The organism is Clostridia bacterium, assembly GCA_035628995.1.
Taxonomy (GTDB): Bacteria; Bacillota; Clostridia; order Lutisporales; family Lutisporaceae; genus BRH-c25.
The window spans coordinates 333,038-349,905 of record DASPIR010000023.1; the positions used below are offsets into that span (position 1 = coordinate 333,038).

General features: G+C 39.9%; 20 protein-coding genes. All 20 read right to left on the bottom strand.

Annotated elements, in window-relative coordinates:
- Positions 1–21: 21 nt before the first annotated feature.
- On the bottom strand, positions 22–447 hold the full coding sequence (locus tag VEB00_08470) for a flagellar basal body-associated FliL family protein (GenBank protein ID HYF83046.1): 426 nt from the start codon (positions 445–447) through the stop codon (positions 22–24).
- A 138-nt stretch (positions 448–585) separates the two neighbouring features.
- Complete coding sequence (locus tag VEB00_08475) at positions 586–1,308, bottom strand: OmpA family protein (protein HYF83047.1); 723 nt, start codon at positions 1,306–1,308, stop codon at positions 586–588.
- Between the two features lie 2 nt (positions 1,309–1,310).
- Positions 1,311–2,102 carry a motility protein A gene (locus VEB00_08480; protein HYF83048.1) on the bottom strand — a complete coding sequence of 264 codons (792 nt, stop codon included), beginning with the start codon at positions 2,100–2,102 and terminating at the stop codon, positions 1,311–1,313.
- Positions 2,103–2,118: 16 nt separating this feature from the next.
- Positions 2,119–2,331, bottom strand: coding sequence for a flagellar FlbD family protein (locus tag VEB00_08485; protein ID HYF83049.1), 213 nt, complete (start codon positions 2,329–2,331; stop codon positions 2,119–2,121).
- A 69-nt stretch (positions 2,332–2,400) separates the two neighbouring features.
- Positions 2,401–3,786, bottom strand: coding sequence for a flagellar hook protein FlgE (locus VEB00_08490; GenBank protein HYF83050.1), 1,386 nt, complete (start codon positions 3,784–3,786; stop codon positions 2,401–2,403).
- Between the two features lie 80 nt (positions 3,787–3,866).
- A complete protein-coding gene (locus VEB00_08495) occupies positions 3,867–4,256 on the bottom strand; it encodes a TIGR02530 family flagellar biosynthesis protein (GenBank protein ID HYF83051.1) in 390 nt (129 codons plus the stop codon).
- Positions 4,257–4,273: 17 nt separating this feature from the next.
- The gene (locus tag VEB00_08500) at positions 4,274–4,930 is read right to left on the bottom strand and encodes a flagellar hook capping FlgD N-terminal domain-containing protein (protein ID HYF83052.1); all 657 of its coding nucleotides are present in this window, start codon (positions 4,928–4,930) and stop codon (positions 4,274–4,276) included.
- Positions 4,931–4,941: 11 nt separating this feature from the next.
- Positions 4,942–6,549 (bottom strand): flagellar hook-length control protein FliK, encoded by a 1,608-nt coding sequence (locus VEB00_08505; protein HYF83053.1) that lies wholly within the window; start codon positions 6,547–6,549, stop codon positions 4,942–4,944.
- A gap of 72 nt (positions 6,550–6,621) precedes the next feature.
- Positions 6,622–7,320 carry a hypothetical protein gene (locus VEB00_08510; GenBank protein ID HYF83054.1) on the bottom strand — a complete coding sequence of 233 codons (699 nt, stop codon included), beginning with the start codon at positions 7,318–7,320 and terminating at the stop codon, positions 6,622–6,624.
- A 12-nt stretch (positions 7,321–7,332) separates the two neighbouring features.
- Positions 7,333–7,776, bottom strand: a complete 444-nt coding sequence (gene fliJ / locus VEB00_08515) for a flagellar export protein FliJ (GenBank protein HYF83055.1) — start codon at positions 7,774–7,776, stop codon at positions 7,333–7,335.
- A 10-nt stretch (positions 7,777–7,786) separates the two neighbouring features.
- Positions 7,787–9,100 carry a flagellar protein export ATPase FliI gene (gene fliI / locus VEB00_08520; protein HYF83056.1) on the bottom strand — a complete coding sequence of 438 codons (1,314 nt, stop codon included), beginning with the start codon at positions 9,098–9,100 and terminating at the stop codon, positions 7,787–7,789.
- Positions 9,101–9,154: 54 nt separating this feature from the next.
- Positions 9,155–9,910, bottom strand: a complete 756-nt coding sequence (locus tag VEB00_08525; protein ID HYF83057.1) for a FliH/SctL family protein — start codon at positions 9,908–9,910, stop codon at positions 9,155–9,157.
- Positions 9,903–10,919: a flagellar motor switch protein FliG gene (fliG, locus tag VEB00_08530; GenBank protein HYF83058.1), complete on the bottom strand. Its 1,017-nt coding sequence runs from the start codon at positions 10,917–10,919 to the stop codon at positions 9,903–9,905. Before fliG ends, VEB00_08525 begins: the two co-directional genes overlap by 8 nt.
- 12 nt (positions 10,920–10,931) lie before the next feature.
- Complete coding sequence (gene fliF / locus VEB00_08535) at positions 10,932–12,524, bottom strand: flagellar basal-body MS-ring/collar protein FliF (protein ID HYF83059.1); 1,593 nt, start codon at positions 12,522–12,524, stop codon at positions 10,932–10,934.
- Between the two features lie 49 nt (positions 12,525–12,573).
- On the bottom strand, positions 12,574–12,819 hold the full coding sequence (gene fliE / locus VEB00_08540; GenBank protein HYF83060.1) for a flagellar hook-basal body complex protein FliE: 246 nt from the start codon (positions 12,817–12,819) through the stop codon (positions 12,574–12,576).
- Between the two features lie 94 nt (positions 12,820–12,913).
- Entirely contained in the window at positions 12,914–13,357 is a 444-nt protein-coding gene (flgC, locus tag VEB00_08545) for a flagellar basal body rod protein FlgC (GenBank protein HYF83061.1), read from the bottom strand.
- A gap of 5 nt (positions 13,358–13,362) precedes the next feature.
- Complete coding sequence (flgB, locus tag VEB00_08550; protein ID HYF83062.1) at positions 13,363–13,770, bottom strand: flagellar basal body rod protein FlgB; 408 nt, start codon at positions 13,768–13,770, stop codon at positions 13,363–13,365.
- A 251-nt stretch (positions 13,771–14,021) separates the two neighbouring features.
- Complete coding sequence (gene codY / locus VEB00_08555) at positions 14,022–14,804, bottom strand: GTP-sensing pleiotropic transcriptional regulator CodY (GenBank protein ID HYF83063.1); 783 nt, start codon at positions 14,802–14,804, stop codon at positions 14,022–14,024.
- Positions 14,805–14,818: 14 nt separating this feature from the next.
- The gene (gene hslU / locus VEB00_08560) at positions 14,819–16,219 is read right to left on the bottom strand and encodes an ATP-dependent protease ATPase subunit HslU (GenBank protein HYF83064.1); all 1,401 of its coding nucleotides are present in this window, start codon (positions 16,217–16,219) and stop codon (positions 14,819–14,821) included.
- Between the two features lie 9 nt (positions 16,220–16,228).
- A complete protein-coding gene (gene hslV, locus VEB00_08565) occupies positions 16,229–16,759 on the bottom strand; it encodes an ATP-dependent protease subunit HslV (GenBank protein ID HYF83065.1) in 531 nt (176 codons plus the stop codon).
- Between the last annotated feature and the right edge of the window lie 109 nt (positions 16,760–16,868).

The window sequence follows — 16,868 nt, forward strand, 5'->3', positions numbered from 1 at the left end:
TCCTTCTCTAAGAAGCCTTCATTACTGCACTATGAATTCGTCAAAGTATACGTTCCTAATTTCTTTTGAGTTAATTATCTTTTGCATTGCAGCAGTCATTTCTTTTGCGAGCTTTTCTTGCCCTTCTTTGCCTGCCAGGTCAGTTTCAGTCTTTGACCTCATCAATGCATTTATCCTGTCCCTTATTTCCGATTCCCTGTAAGTGATTAATTCTGCCACTTCTTTATTAATTTCGACTTTTAATGTCACCTTGCATATTTTTTTACTATCTTTGACATTATTCACAAAGGAGTCACCTAATGTCACCATCATCAGTTCTTTGTCGATTTTTATAGGTTCTTCCTTGACTACCCTTGGATTGTTCAAAAGCATATATATTATTATACCTGAAACTATCACCAAAAGTAAAAGTATAATAATTGAGATAAGTACTATATTTTTTTTCATTAAGTCACCCTCCTCTGCATTTTGCAAATCGCATTTTTCATTATTCTTCAAATTTCGCAAAAATGCTTTTCTTGATTTTATGAATTCGTAATATACCTTATATATATTTATAATTGCTTTAAAATCTGCCCGAGTATTCTATGGCTCTGTGTTATCTTTTTCAGCTCGGAGTATTAACAGGTCGACTCTTCTGTTTTTTTGCCGTCCAATCTGAGTATTATTATCATCAACAGGGTGTTGATCTGCGTACCCTGAAGCTGATAGCCGCACTGCCGCTATACCATTTTCCTCAATTAGATATTTTACAACATTAACTGCCCTGGTAGTCGATAGTTCCCAATTTGACGGGAATTTTGGCGTACTTATTGGTACATTGTCTGTATGTCCTTCAACTCTGACATTCTTGTCATTTGTTTTGATAATCTCAGCAACTTTATTAATAATTTCTCCCGCCCTTGTTGTCAAATCGGCTTTGCCAGATTCAAAAAGTACATCATCCATAAATCTGATTAATAGTCCTCTTTCATCCAGACGAAGCGTTATGCTAGCTTCCAAGTTGTTTTCTTTTACAAATTCACTCATTTCCCCGTATAGCTTCTTGAACTCCTCTTTCTCTTCCGTAGGGGAATCGTTTGGAAAGCTGCCTACTAATGGCTCCATGTTCATTGATGCACCTGAATCCAAAACACCCATCGAACCATTCATAGATACTGCTATCGCTTTAAACTTCTGCACATCAAGAGTGGCAAAGGAAAACAGAAGTACAAAAAAGCACAAAAGGAGGGTTACCATATCCCCATATGTAGCCATCCACTCGGGTGCACCAGGCTTTGGCTCATCCTGGACTCGTTTCCTGGCCATATTTATTCCTCTCCCTCTTTCGGTTCCTTTGCTGACTCAAGCATGCTTCTCATTTTAGGTGACATAAAGGCTTTTAGCTTTTCTTCAATTATCCTTGGATTTTCACCGGCCTGTATCGACAACATACCTTCCAGCATTACTTCTTTCATAAGAGATTCCTGTGAGCTTCTGAGCTTTAGCTTATTTACCACAGGGTTACAGAAAACATTTTGGATAATTGAACCATATAGAGTAGTTATAATAGCAACAGCCATATTAGGCCCAACTGTAGATGGGTCAGAAAGGTTCGCAAGCATGTTTATGAGTCCTATAAGTGTCCCCAGCATACCAAAGCCAGGGCCTATACCTGCCATATACTCAAATACACCCTGGTTGCTTTTATGTCTTTCCTCAATAAAGGACAACTCTGTCTCCAGGATGTTCCTCACAAGCTCAGGATCAGTACCATCAACAATCAAAAGTACACCCTTCTGCAGAAAGTCATCTTTAAGCTGCTGAGCGGCTTCCTCCAGAGCGAGCAGACCTTCTTTTCTTGCCACGTTAGCAAGGTCTATAATGGATTTTATTACATTTTCTGAATCCATTTCAGTGTAAATAAATACATGCTTCAGTGATGCGAAACCCTCTTTAAGCTTCTTTACGGGAAAAGCCATAAAAGTCATGCATATTGTACCACCGAAGGTACATATGATTGACGGTATATCCACATACCCCGAAAGGTCTCCGCTCAAGAGAATAGTTACAATTATTACTATAATTCCGCCAATTAATCCAAAAACTGAAGCAAAATCCAATTATTTGCACCTCACTTTAGATGTTCTCCTTATTAATTAGAGATGAAAGGTCAAAAATCCTCTTTTTATATTCGATAATTTTTTCAATTATTTCCTCTGAAGTTTCAGAAACCAACAATTTTTTTCCATCTCTGAGAGTAATAACTGTATCCGGAGTATTTTCTATGGTTTCAATTAGCTCGCAGTTCAGGTAATACACTATACCGCTAAACCTAGTTACCTTAATCATAAAGTCACTTCCTTTTTGTATTTTTTTAATCCCTGGGCTTTTGGCCCAGGGATTTTGTGGTTAAGTTATTTATCTCTTAAGGTTTACCAGCTCCTGAAGCATCTCGTCCGAGGTTGTTATTATTCTTGAGTTTGCCTGGAAGCCTCTCTGTGTACTTATCATTTCGGCAAATTCATTCGATATATCAACATTCGACATTTCTAATGTGCCTGAGTTAATTGATCCAAGTCCACTGGAACCCGGAACACCTGTTATTGGATCTCCTGAGTTCGGTGTTACCTGGTACATGTTCTCCGATGTCTTCTCCAAACCTGCTGGATTCTTGAATACTGACAATGCAACCTGTCCTATTATCTTGCTCATGCCATTTGTGAAAATACCGCTTATTTCACCGGTTGGTCCAATGCTAAAGGTATCCAGTGAGCCCTGTGGGTATCCATCGGTGCTTGTTACTGCAGCATTGGATTCGTTAGCAAATTGGGTCAGCTTTGAGAAGTCAATATCAATATCTATAGGACTAGAGCCGTTTTTGGTAGGTACTTTAAGTTTTACCTTGCCGCCATTTTCACTGGCTGCTGTCATAATACCGTCTACCCCAAAATTTAGATGGAATAAATTCTCCGTATATGCGGTTGGCACATCTGTTGTGTTCATAGTGGCTTTTGGGTCATCATTACCGTTATAATATTTCTTTTCATCCTGGTCGTATATGGTTACACCCCAATCGCTATCCGTAGCATCTGCTGAAGCAGTGGATCCGTTTTCATCTATACCTCTAAAAAAGGTGTATTTGAGTGTATGCTTTCCTCCTAAAGAGTCATATACTGTATTAGTTGTCTCCCAGAATTTTGCCCCCGCAGGAGGTACAATAGCACCGGCTGCAAAAGTAGGATTTGCTGACAATCTTGCAATCTGGTTATCCAGATTTCCTTCAAAGCCAGCATCTTTTGTAGCTTTTGCAGCAACCATCTCAGCTTTGGATATTTTGAGGCCTTCCAACTGGCTTTTTAGGGTATTCGTAGTTTGATCCATCATATAGCCGAGAACCTTGTACCCATTTGACGCAACCAGATTGCCAGTTTCATCAAGCGAGAAGTTGCCCGCTCTTGTATAACTCCTGCTCATCCCATCATCTGAGTTTGAAAGTATAAAGAAGCCATCTCCGTTTACAGCAAGGTCTGTAAGATTGTCTGTCCTCTGTACCGCACCCCTTATATGGAAGGTATCAATAGAGGAAAGGGATATTCCAAGACCTACCTGCTGCGGATTGGTTCCGCCCTTGCCTTCTTGCGCTGAACCTGCACCTCTTATAGTCTGGTTGAATACTTCCTGAAAAGTGGCTCTCTGTGATTTATAACCTACTGTGTTTACATTTGCTATGTTGTTACCGATTGTATCCATTTTGAGCTGATGTGCTCTAAGTCCGGATACACCGGAAAACATTGATCTCATCATAATGTGTGACCTCCTATAAGTTTTTTATGTACCTTTCCTCTGTCATTCAGAAAGGTTAAGCCCCCTTAAAAAGGTCCGGCTTATATTATTACTGCGCCATCAATGTTAGTGAATACATTATTCTTCAAGTTGTCTTCTGTCGCAGCTGTGATTATTGTTTTGTTCTTAACATTTGCTATGAAAGCTGAGTTTCCCATAATTATCAGCGTTTCCTTTACACCCTTCTCTGCTGCTTTATTGACCGCATTGTCTATTTTATTCAAATCTTCCTTTGAGAGCTTAATATTTCTTGATTGCAGCCTTTCCAAAGCGTGCTTTGAGAACTTTACTTCAGACTGTTTTGAAAGCTCTTCCTGGAATACAGCGTCAAAGCTACTACCTTTGCTTGTGTTTTTATCCTCTGCCGGTTTGGCTGATGGCATTGGCCTGCCTATCGGCAATATGGGCTTGTTATTGTATATGACGCTCATTTTCTCACCTCTAAGGTCTATTTTACCTCTTTCACATCTTCTAAGAACATTTCTTTTCCATTAACCGTCAGATATATGGCCGGGCCATCCTTCCTGATCTTTTCAACTGTTCCTTCAATATCTACTGTTTTGCTTCTCTTGACTCCATCAACTGTTGTAACCTCTTCGTAGGTACCCTTGACATTTTTCCCTATCAAATTGAAGGCTGTATTACTCCTCGTACTCTGGTTCATAAGGTATATCTGCTCTACTGAGTTTTCAAGCTCTGTCACTTCTTTGACATCATCATACTTGACATCGTATTTTACACCTTTAACGTCTAATGTCAGATATACATTGTTGTCTTTTATCATTACCTTCTCCACCAGGCCGATGTACTCTTTTGTTTCTGTGGAATCAGCTGCTTTGTAATCCGCCTTTACCAGCTTGTTTACCATATTATTTGCTGAATTCATCTTTATTGACATATTGCTATTCTGCGACTGCTCAAGTGCGCTGAATTGTGCCATCTGTCCAATGAACTCGCTGTCTTGAGTCGGTTCGAGTGGATTCTGATATTTTAGTTGTGTTACAAGTAATTTCAGGAATGCGTCTTTATCAAGATTGCTGCTGAACTCCTTGGGTGCGTCTGGATTGTATGTAGTATATTGTCCACCAATTCCGCTTACTGCCATTCTGTTACCTCCTATGCTCTATGATCAAACTTGCCATTATGCATGCTGTATGGGTTTACTATCCTTGCAGGTGCAACTTCCCCTGTCTGATACCCTTCGTAGCTTCCTTTATTCATACTTCTGCCATTTAATTTTACTGTCTCTTTCCACTGGTGGAATGCATTGTCGTTGTTCTGTTCCTTGTTGTCCTGCCCGACAGAAACGCTGAAATTCTGCACTTCCAAACCTTTTTCCTTGAGCATGTCCTTAAGGTCATTAAGGTTGGATTCTATGATTTGCTTTACCTCATAGCTTTCAGCTACAAACTTTGCAGTTATCAAGCCTTTTTCCACTGCCAGCTTTAACGACAGCTTCCCAAGATTTTCAGGTTCTAACTGCATTCTCATTTCCTGCTTGGCATCAGTAAATATTACTTCTGCTTTTTTTACAATCTGATTGATTATGTCTGTTTTATTTACTGTCTCTGATTTTGGTGCTGTCACTTGATTCTGCACTATTTCAACCTGATTGTCTACTACTGCTTGATCCAGCTTCATTGCAGCCATTTCTGCATTTCCCTGTTTGTTATGAGCTGCATTTATTGTTTTTGGCATTTGATGTTCAGCCCCATTGCTGCTTTCGGTATCTGTATCCTGTTTTTTACTTTCCTTGCCTTCAACAGTTACCTTATCTACTTTGCTGTCTATGGTTGTCTTAACTTGCTCTTCTACTTCTACTTCTACTTCTTCTTCTTCTACTGCTACTGGCTTTGCTTCTTTAATGACAGGCTTTGTGTCTGCAACAGGCACTTCTACCTTCATTTGCTGATTCTGTTTCTCCTCAGCATCATTTACCATCTTGCTTTCAGCTGCAGAATTATTATTCTTCTCCTCGCTCTGCACTGCATGAGCTTTATCAACCTCACTACTTACTGCACCAAGACTAGCTGCTGCTTTATCAGTACTGTTGTCTGCCTTAATCTGAACCGGCTCTGATACATTATTTTCCGTTGGTGTTTTAGAAGCTTCAATCTTTGCCACTGTCTCTGAAATAATAATCTCAAGTTCTTGCGCAAAGTCCGAGGTCAATGTCTTGTTCATCAAGCTGTCATTAGTCTTTAGCTCTTCCAGCATTCCTTTCAATACATCTGTAAGTTCCGGGGTTTTCACTTGCAGCTCTGCTGTTTCAATTCCTTTACTACTGCCCTGTACTGCTGGGAGCTCCTTTATAGCTTTCATGATGTCGTCTTGCAATGCTGTTTGCTTTTCCGTCGGTACTTCTCCAGGTTGCTGCAATTTAACCAGTTCTTCCAGCTTTGAAAGCATTTCCTCTATCGTCTTTACTATTGTGTCAATCTGCTTTTCATTACCTTCTTCTGGCTTTTCATTTTCTTTGCTCTTTACCTCTGGCTTTTTCAAGTTCTTCAGCTTTGCCTCTGATTTGCTGACCAGTTCCTTTCTGAGAGCAGTATCTCCATCTGTTTTTCTCTCATCCAGACTCCTGCTGCTGACTGCTTCCTTCATGCTGTCCCTAAAGCTATTAGGCATTTGTGCTGCATTGCTGGGAAAATCAACTGTCTTGCTGCGGTTATCCGGTATACTTACTTTAAGTGCAGTTGCCATATCGATATTATATGCCACTATTTCACCTCCTTCCACAACTTATAAATCTCAATGATTATATTACAAAAGCGACTATGCCGCTTTGCAATCCTATGGCTTTTCGGTTTCCTCTGCTACATCCTGTACCAGCGGCTGTTCTGCAATATCTTCAAGTATCTGTGCAGCCTGCAGCGGATCCATTAACGCAAGTATGGCAGACGCTTTTTCCTTCTTCATATTTCGCAGTATCTGAACTGCTGTAACCTTGTCATCCATACTCATGATTATATTCATGGCTTTTGTATTATCTACTTTTTCAAGGTACTGTACCTGCTCTTGTATGCTGGTGAGTTTTTCACTCAGCTTTTCAAGAGTGTCATTTATTTGAAGCTCCTTTTCAGCCAGTTCTCTTTCTTTGCTTTCGATTTCCTTGGCTTTTTTATCAAGTTCCTTCTTTTGTTCGTTTATTTCCTTGAGCTTTATTGCATTATTTGATTTTTCTATTTCTACTTCTTCCTTGGCAATTTGCTCTGGATTCTTGTTCTCTACTACCGGCTTCAATAATTTGCCTACTACCGGAATATTGCTTATCCACATTGAAGTCTCCGCCTTTAGCCCTGCGAAGTTGAACATGAATATTGAACCGAATGTAACAATAAATGCCAGTATTAAAATTATTATTATCAATAAGAAGGTATTATTCTTTCTTCCTCTATTTTTATCAAGCTTTGAATCAGCCTTAGTATTGCTTTCCACGGCAGACCCTTTAGCGACGGTTTGCTTTGCATTATTTTCTGGTGGTTGAGTCATAAGCATATCCCCCTATGATTTGTTGCTTTCTTTAAAGGAAACCAGGTCATCAACCAGCTTTTCCTCTTTTTTCTGTTCGCTGTACAAGTACTTTCCATAATCTATTTCTTTCAGCTTCTCCATCATCTTTTTTTCCTGAGTTGCTTTAATAAGCTCATTTCTGCAAGTTGAAAGATAATCTTCAGCCATTTTGATTTTAGTTCTTTGTTCTTTTATACTTCTCTTATAATAATCGATATAATTTGCCAATAACTTTAGTTCATTTACCGCCATTCCTTGAGAAGTTTTTTCTTGAAAGGTGTTGTTCATTTCATTTTGCTTCTGCTTAAGCTCCAAAAGCCTGTTCTTTTCAATCTCCAGCCTTTTAGAAGCAAGGCTCATCTCATTCTTTTTCTCTTCTTCCATGCTTATTTTATAATCCAGCAGCTTTTGCAATCTGAATCTATATACAGCCATATGCCTCTCCCTATGACACTATGTTTTTCATAGTGTTCAATACCTCTTCCAGTTCCACCTTTTCTTTAACATCCTGCCCAAGGAAGCTGTTAATAAGGTCTATTTTGTCTATTGCCCTGTCAATGCCCTTGTTGCTTCCTTTTACATAGGCGCCTATGTTTATCAAATCCTCAGCATCTTTATATACTGACAATAAATTCTTTATTTCATTTGCATAGCCTTTATGTTCACCATTAATTATATTCGGCATAACTCTGCTTACACTTGACAGCACCTCTATTGCAGGGTAATGATTCCGGTTGGCTAAATTTCTTGACAAAACAATGTGTCCGTCAAGTATTCCTCTTACTGTATCAGTAATAGGTTCATTCATATCGTCACCGTCTACAAGTACTGTGTACATTCCTGTTATTGAACCTTTGTCAGAGGTGCCTGACCTTTCTAAGAGTCTTGGCATGACTGCAAATACAGATGGAGTATAGCCCCTTGTAACTGGAGGCTCTCCCAAAGCAAGTCCAACTTCTCTTTGTGCCATTGCAAAACGTGTAAGCGAATCCATCAGAAGCATTACATCTTTTCCCTGATCCCTAAAAAACTCTGCAATTGAAGTAGCAAGCTGAGCAGCTTTTAATCTTACCAAGGCAGGCTGGTCTGAAGTTGCTACAATCACAACAGAACGAGCAAGTCCTTCCTCTTGAAGGTCGTTCTCTATAAACTCTCTTACTTCTCTGCCACGCTCTCCAATAAGTCCTATGACATTTACATCAGCTTTAGTATTCCTTGCAATCATTCCCATCAGTGTGCTCTTGCCTACGCCGCTGCCAGAAAATATTCCTATTCTCTGTCCCTTACCTATTGTAAGAAGTCCATCTATCGCTTTGACACCTACAGGCAGTATCTCGCTTATTTTCTTTCTTGTAAGTGCATTAGGAGGATCGTTTTCTACAGAATATAAAGCACAGCTATTTACGCAGCCCTTCCCATCAATAACATCACCCAAGCCGTCGAAAACTCTGCCAAGCATATCCTCGGACACACCTACTGAAAGATTCTTCCCTGTCGCTTCAACCTTGCTTCCCGGACCTACACCATTCATGCTCCCCAGAGGCATCAAGCATACTATACTTTCCTTAAAGCCTACTACCTCAGCTTTTATAGGCAAATCACCCTTTAGAGGATATATGTTGCAAAGCTCCCCTAAATTAACAGCAGGTCCATGGGACTCAATAGTAAGCCCAACAACCTGCGAAACGCGACCTGTATACTTTATCAGGTCACTGGATGATAAAGCATCTCTATATTTATTTAAATTGATATCCTCCACATTGCCTCATTCCCTTCACTTCAACAATAAATAAACGTATACCCGTTTTTATTATTACTCATTTCTTAACAGATAGGCGAATATTTTCTCGATTTCCTTAATCTGAACATCTATGCTTGAATTAATCTCGCCGGAAGGGGTTTCAATAATACAGCTGCCTTGGGTAAGAGATAAATCTGACACTATATCAATATCGGATATGCCTTCAACCATCATGCATATCCTATCTTTATTCTCTAAAATGAAATTTGAATCCTGAGGTGAAATCTTTAAGACAAGCTTTTTCCTGAAGGCGCATTTTTGAAGCGCCTGGTTTACCAAGGATAGAATTGTTTCGTTATTCTGTGTTAATTCATCACCAATTACTTTTCTTGCCAATTCCAAAACAAGCTGCACTACCTGTTCTTCAGCTTCCTGATAGAATTTTTCCTTTCTGATGTCAAGAAATTCACGAAGCTCTGCAGCTTCATCAACTATTGATTGCGCTTCCCTTCTACCTTCAACATAACCTGAATCATAACCTTCCTTATACCCACTCTCAATAGCAACAGATTTCAAATTCTGAGCCTCCATATCAGCAGCTGCTACCATTGATTTTGCTTCGGTATTTGCTTCCTCGATTATCTTCAGGTACATCTGCTTGGCATCTTCAATAATAGAATTGGCAGCTTCTGCGAAATCATCATCCTTTGCTGTCTCTTCTATTATTACCTCTGCTTCTGGATTTTGCCTCGCTTCACTCTTAAAAATGTTAATTATAGACTTTGGAGTACCCATAGAAATATGATTTGATTTGTAGATCTTAGACAATTATCTCATCTCCTCCACCTCTGGAGATTACAATTTCTCCTGCATCCTCCAACTTCCTGATAACATTTACTATCTTCTGTTGTGCTTCTTCTACGTCTCTAAGCCTTACAGGACCCATATAGTCCATATCTTCCTTTATCATCTCAGCAAGACGTTTTGACATATTGCTGAATATTGCTTTTCTGACTTCTTCCCCGGCATTCTTGAGCGCCAGAGCCCAATCCCCGTTTTCAACCTCTCTTGTAACTCTCTGTATAGACCTATTGTCAAGTGTAACAATATCGTCGAATACAAACATTCTTTTTCTTATCTGTTCTGCCAGGTCAGTGTCCTGTACTTCAAGAGTTTCCATGATGAATTTTTCTGTACCTCTGTCTACTGAGTTAAGTATGTCTACAACTGCAGTTATACCACCTGCAATAGTATAGTCCTGTGTAACCATTGATGAAAGCTTTCTCTCCAGAACTCTTTCTATCTCCTTGATTACCTCCGGGGAAGTCCTGTCCATTATAGCAACTCTTCTTGCAACATCTGCCTGCTTGTCCTGCGGTAACGAGGATATTATTGCAGCTGCCTGCTGAGGCTTGAGGTATGCCAGAATAAGTGCAATTGTCTGGGGATGCTCGCCTTGTATAAAGTTCAAAATCTGTGCCGGGTCAGCTTTTCTTACAAAATCAAAAGGTCTTACCTGCAGTGAAGCAGTAAGCCTGTTAATAACATCCAAAGCTTTCTGCCCACCGAGAGCTCTTTCCAATATATCCTTCGCATAGGATATACCACCCTCAGATATATATTCCTGAGCCACACAAATTTGATAGAATTCGTTTAAAACCTCTTCCTTTTCCTCTGGTGATACAGTTCTCATATTCGCAATTTCCAGAGTAAGCTGCTCAATGTCTTCTTCCTTTAAATGTTTGAAAATAGCTGCAGACTTTTCCGGTCCAAGGGTTATCAGAAGTATTGCTGACTTTTGCCTGCCATTAAGTTCGCCTTTAAATCCTCTTGCCATAATTAACCACCTCTAATCCTCGTTTATCCAAGTTTTTAAGAGCTGAGCAACTGTTTCCGGTTTTAATCCTACGAATCTTTCTATCTTCTTCTTTACTTCATTTTTATCCTCAATATCAATTTCCGCAACCGGCTCTCCTGTCATCATATTTACCGGCACCATTCTACCGGTAGCACTGTCTGTCACGTATTCAACTGCCTCATCGCTTCCCTGTCTCTTTCTCAACATAAGGAACATAACAGCTCCAAAAACAAGTACAGCGCCGACTCCTGTTCCAACCATTATAAGAAGCTCTCTTGACCTCATCTTTGCTTCTTCAGCCTGAGCGCTCTTTATACCATCCTCCAGTGAAGTATCAAACTTCATAAGTGCAACATTTATGCTATTATCCGGTGTAGAAGCTTCTGCATTAAAGCCTTGTACCGAAAACTTAACCAAATCCTTTATCTTTGCCGTTAGCTGTTCTGGATCTGCCAGTGCATCCTCTTTGAGTCCGTTTTCATTAATTAGCACAGATACTGATAGTGATTGGATATTCCCCATTTCCTTTACAATCTTTTCTTTTATTTCATTTATTTCGTAATTAACCACATTACTGGCTTCGCTGTATTGAGCTTTTGAAGCATCCACCTCTGCGTACTGATTAATATCGGTATTTGCATCAGTACCTGGCACACCGCCTTGTCCTGCATCCACCCAATCCTTTTTTATATCCTGCATGTTCCTGACTATACCTGCATTTTTTTCAGCATCAGGAGCGGTATAGGTGGTCTTGTCCTGTGTGACGCTATTGAAATCAAGCTTTACTGCTGCAGTTACCTTTACATTATTCATTCCAAAGGGAGCTTCCAGAAATTTAGTGATACTTTTCTCCAGTTCCGCTTTCACTGCATTTTGCATTTCCATTTGCGATGATATCATTGCATTTTGAGTTCCAACCTCTGGAACAAGAGACCTTCCATTTTCATCAATTATAGAAACCTTATCAGGCTGCAAGCCTTTGACGCTCTTTGCAACATACTGCATAATACCATTGACTTGATTCCTGTCAAGTGCCGGATATCCAGACTTCATTTTTATTATTAAAGAAGCTGTAGCCTCATTGCTGCTCTGGTCAATTATAAAGGTCTGCTCCTCCGGAATATATAAATTTACATCTACATACTCAACGCCTTTAATTGCTTTTAAGCCCTTCCTTAGCTTGTTCTGCTTCGCTGCAAGGTATCGTTGGTTCTTATCCTGACTGGTCTCATAAAAGGTGGCTTGGGTTTCTTCAGGATATGTGGAATCCTCACCTAAAAGTCCTTCAACTGCCAATTGGGCTCTCAGCTCATCAACCTCGTCTTTTGGTACATATATTGTAGTCCCGCTTATTTTCGAATTGACACTCATCTCCTTGAGTTTGGAATAAATCTGTCCCGCATCAGCCTGGCTAAGGTTGGAGTATAATATCTCCATTTGTGGACGGCTCGCATAGACTACAAAGCTTGCAATCAATACCACAGACAGTACGGCGGCAATTATTATTCTTGTTCTCTGGCCTTTTTCCAGGCCGCTCCAGAACTCATTGAAACCACTTTTGAACTTATTCAGAAATTCGCCCATTCAATCACCTCATGAAACCCTATTGTAAATTTTCTGCTTTTTTATATTCCTAAATAGGCATTCTCATTATTTCCTGATATGCATCAAGGATTTTATTCCTGATTTGCATTGTAAACTGTAACGCCATCTCAGCCTTTTCACCCGCTATCATTACCTGATGAATGTTGTCAGTCTTGCCCATTGCAAAAGCTTCATTCAACTGTTCGGAATCAAGCTGAAGCTTATTTACCTCAGAAACAGCGTTGTTCAAGAAGTCCGCAAAAGAAGTACCCTCGCTCTTGGCTGTGCCGTTCATTAAATTGCTATTTATATCTATTGGTTGTGTAGGAATAATTTTCATATTCTATCCTCCAATTCAGAAAATGGCTAGAAGCAAGTAAGACAAGTTATTATCCTCTTCCTATTTCAAGGGCCTTGAGTGCCATACTCTTTGCAGAATTGATTGCAGTGACGTTGGCTTCGTATGCTCTGCTGGCAGATATCATATTTACCATTTCTGTCATCACATCAACATTAGGCATTTTAACATAGCCTTTTTCATCAGCATCAGGATGACCGGGATCGTATACTGATTTGAAAGGAGTCTTGTCCTCTGTAATACCTGTAACCTTGACACCGGAACCAATAAGGTTCTTACTGGCATCGCTCAGATATTCGCTGAAGAGCAGCTGATTTTCCCCTGCTTGAAAAACCACCACTTGTCTTCTATAGGGTGTCCCCTCTGCAGTCCTTGTTGTATTTACATTTGCTATATTCCTGGATATTACATCCATCCTAAGCTTTTCTGCTGTAAGACCTGAAGCACTTATATTAATCGAGTTCAAAAATGCCATAATTTTTACCTCCCGCCGTTAATTGCTAATTTGATTATGCTGAATTCCTTTGACATCTGAGCTATTAGTGCGTTGTATTTAATCGAGTTTTTTGCAAGCTCAGCCATTTCAACATCAATATTAACATTGTTTCCGTCTCTGCGCATCGAGGTGGAATCCTCCTGTACTATTTCAGGCGATACCGTTGACTTTGTATCCTTACCGATGGGCAGAAATTTTCCATCCTTTTTTATTCCTGATATTTGAAACTTGTCTACAGCGTCGGTTAGGAGCTCCTCAAACTTCACATAGGATTTTTTGTAGCCTGGAGTATTAACATTTGCAATATTATTCGATATTGTCTCATTCCTCATCCAAGCAGCATCCAGAGCCTTCTCAAGCATCATGGTCTTATCGCTTATCCTATCAATCATAGTTAGAACCTCCATTTACAATCAAAATAAATTTAATATAGAGATGTAAAAATTACCATAAAAAACTTACACCAGGTTATTATTCGACACAAATCTCTCATTTCCTTTGTCCATACCCGAATTAATGTAGGATTGTGTCAAAAACTTTTAGACAATTTTCGCAGGTATTATCATTATCATACTGATAATTAATATATCGTACATAAAAAAGGATTAGTTCAACTTTTCAGCTGACTAACCCTTATTATTACTTATCTAACTTTTTTCAGTTCTTCCAGGAGCTTGTCATTCAGAATTCTTATATGAGTTCCCTTCATACCAAGGGATCTTGATTCTATGACCCCAGCACTTTCAAACTTTCTTAATGCATTTACTATTACCGATCTGGTAATACCCACTTTATCGGCAATTTTGCTTGCTATAAGCAAACCTTCATTTCCTTCAAGTTCTCTGAATATATGATCTACAGCCTCCAGCTCCGAATAAGACAACGTCCCAATGGCCATTTGTACAACAGCTTTCTTTCTCGCCTCATCCTCTATTTCGTCATGTTTGGATCTTAAAATCTCCAAGCCCACTACTGTAGCTCCATACTCTGCAAGCACCAGATCTTCTACGTTGAATTCCTCGTTGTATTTGCCCAATATGATAGTCCCTAATCTTTCACCGCTGCCATTTACCGGAACGATTGTTGAGTAATTAGTACCCATAGTGCATTTCTCTCTATTATCTATTACGCATACATTTTCTTTATTTATAAGATTTTCCTTTGTTTCAGCATAACTAAGCAGAGTCTTATTATAATCCTCGGGGAATCTCTTGTCCGCCAGGAGATCATTCTTTAAAAAGTCACACTCCTCTGAAGTGCCTAATGCATAACCAAGTACTCTTCCTTTTCTGCTTAATATATAAACATTTGCATTCAGTACCTCACTCAGTATTTTGCATAAATCACGAAAGGATACAGATTGAGTGTCCGATGTCTGAAGTACCTTATTAACTTTCCTCATCTTTTCTAAAAGTGTTGAGTTCATATGCTTCCTCCTTATTATATTATATACTTGCTGACATCCTTGTTTTTAATGTCATACATCAACGCTTGTCGCACATAGTCTTTTGAAATTTTCAATTCGTAGTTCTTCATTTCCGGAGCTTCAAAGGATATATCCTCAAAAAGTCTTTCCATTACTGTGTAAAGTCTTCTAGCTCCAATATTCTCATACTGCTCATTCATGAAGGCTGCTATCTCAGCAAGCTCTTCAATGGATTCCTCCTCAAAGGTAACGCTTATTCCTTCTGTCTGCAAGAGAGCCGTGTACTGCTTTATAAGTGCATTCTTGGGCTTGGTCAATATCTCCTTGAAGTTATCCTTGCTTAGGCTGGAAAGCTCGACTCTCACTGGAAACCTTCCCTGAAGCTCCGGTATCAGGTCAGATACCTTGGATACATGGAAAGCACCGGCTGCAATAAACAGAATATAATCAGTCTTAACTGGACCATATTTCGTAACAACAGTGCTGCCTTCAACTATCGGAAGTATATCTCTCTGTACGCCTTCCCTTGACACATCTGGACCACTTCCAAAACCTTTTCCGGCAATCTTGTCAATTTCATCTATAAATATGATTCCTCGTTCTTCAGCCTTCTTTATGGCTTCATCTATAACGCTATCCATGTCAATAAGCTTATGTGCTTCTTGCTGTGTCAACAGCTTCAATGCTTCCTTCACTGTCACTCTTCTATGCTTTGTCTTTTTGGGAAGCAGCCCTCCAAACATATCCTGGAGGTTAATATTCATTTGATCTATACCAAGTCCGGACAACATTTCAATATTGTGTCCTGACGAATCTTCCACCTCTATTTCAACGTTCTGGCTGTCCAGTTCTCCGCTCTTTACCTTTTGCTTTATGTAATAACGGTTGGTTGCCAAATCATTTTCCCTTTGTTTTGCAGCATCATCTTCTTCGTTTTCCTTGCCTCCGCCGTAATTAAATATCATTTCGAAGGGGTTTTTTGACATATTGCTCTTATGGGCAGAAGGGACAAGTATTTCTGCTACTTTTTCGGCAGCTAGTTCAGAGGCCTTTTCGTTTACTTGTGACACCTTCTCTGCTTTAACCATTCTTACAGAGAATTCTATCAAGTCCCTTATTATGGACTCTACATCTCTTCCGACATAGCCAACTTCTGTGAACTTGGTCGCTTCAACCTTAACAAAGGGTGCATTGACCAGCTTGGCCATCCTTCTAGCTATTTCTGTTTTCCCGACCCCTGTAGGGCCTATCATTAATATATTCTTGGGAGTTACCTCTTCTCTCATCTCATCATCCAGAAGATTTCTCCTGTATCTGTCCCTTAAAGCCACTGCTACAGACTTTTTAGCCTTTTCCTGCCCTATAATGTATTTATCCAGCTCTGCAACTATCTGCTTTGGGGTCAACTCGTTCATAGCATCCTCCTATAATTCTTCAACCATTATGTTGTTATTAGTGAAAACGCAGATGGAAGCAGCTATTTCCAAGGATTTTCTCACAACCTCACTTGGTGAAAGATCAGTGTTCTGAGTCAATGCCTTTGCTGCAGCCAATGCATAATTGCCTCCTGAACCAATTGCAATTACACCATCATCTGGTTCTATTACCTCTCCGCTTCCTGATATAACAAGAAGTGTATCGCTGTCCAGTGCTATAAGCATAGCCTCCAGATTCCTCAGTACTTTATCGCTTCTCCATTCCTTTGCAAGCTCTACAGCTGCTCTTTTGAGATTGCCGCTGTGCTGCTCCAGCTTTTCCTCCAGCCTCTCTGCCAAGGTAAAAGCGTCGGAAACCGAGCCTGCAAAACCTACAATTACCTTGCCCCCAAACAAACGCCTGACCTTTTTGGCAGTTGATTTAATTATTGTACTCTGACTCATGGTCACCTGTCCGTCACCGGCTATGGCGCCTTTGCCATCTCTTTTGACTGCTGCTATTGTTGTACCATGAAACATATTAATCCTCCAGATAAATCCTGTTTCGCGTTTCGCGTTTCGGGTTTCGCGTTACGCGAATCGGGTTAGTTCTTCGAAGCCATTCCAACATACTCGCAACTCGTAACTC

Coding starts and splice junctions, on each gene's coding strand:
- VEB00_08490 (HYF83050.1), bottom strand. CDS start 3,786: ATGATGAGATCAATGTTTTCCGGTGTATCCGGACTTAGAGCACATCAG.
- fliE (HYF83060.1), bottom strand. CDS start 12,819: ATGAACGGCACAGCCAAGAGCGAGGGTACTTCTTTTGCGGACTTCTTG.
- codY (HYF83063.1), bottom strand. CDS start 14,804: ATGAACTCAACACTTTTAGAAAAGATGAGGAAAGTTAATAAGGTACTT.
- fliJ (HYF83055.1), bottom strand. CDS start 7,776: ATGGCTGTATATAGATTCAGATTGCAAAAGCTGCTGGATTATAAAATA.
- VEB00_08495 (HYF83051.1), bottom strand. CDS start 4,256: ATGAGCGTCATATACAATAACAAGCCCATATTGCCGATAGGCAGGCCA.
- fliG (HYF83058.1), bottom strand. CDS start 10,919: ATGGCAAGAGGATTTAAAGGCGAACTTAATGGCAGGCAAAAGTCAGCA.
- VEB00_08475 (HYF83047.1), bottom strand. CDS start 1,308: ATGGCCAGGAAACGAGTCCAGGATGAGCCAAAGCCTGGTGCACCCGAG.
- VEB00_08510 (HYF83054.1), bottom strand. CDS start 7,320: ATGACTCAACCACCAGAAAATAATGCAAAGCAAACCGTCGCTAAAGGG.
- hslV (HYF83065.1), bottom strand. CDS start 16,759: ATGTTTCATGGTACAACAATAGCAGCAGTCAAAAGAGATGGCAAAGGC.
- flgB (HYF83062.1), bottom strand. CDS start 13,770: ATGATTGATAGGATAAGCGATAAGACCATGATGCTTGAGAAGGCTCTG.
- VEB00_08485 (HYF83049.1), bottom strand. CDS start 2,331: ATGATTAAGGTAACTAGGTTTAGCGGTATAGTGTATTACCTGAACTGC.
- VEB00_08500 (HYF83052.1), bottom strand. CDS start 4,930: ATGGCAGTAAGCGGAATTGGTGGACAATATACTACATACAATCCAGAC.
- hslU (HYF83064.1), bottom strand. CDS start 16,219: ATGAACGAGTTGACCCCAAAGCAGATAGTTGCAGAGCTGGATAAATAC.
- flgC (HYF83061.1), bottom strand. CDS start 13,357: ATGGCATTTTTGAACTCGATTAATATAAGTGCTTCAGGTCTTACAGCA.
- VEB00_08470 (HYF83046.1), bottom strand. CDS start 447: ATGAAAAAAAATATAGTACTTATCTCAATTATTATACTTTTACTTTTG.
- fliF (HYF83059.1), bottom strand. CDS start 12,524: ATGGGCGAATTTCTGAATAAGTTCAAAAGTGGTTTCAATGAGTTCTGG.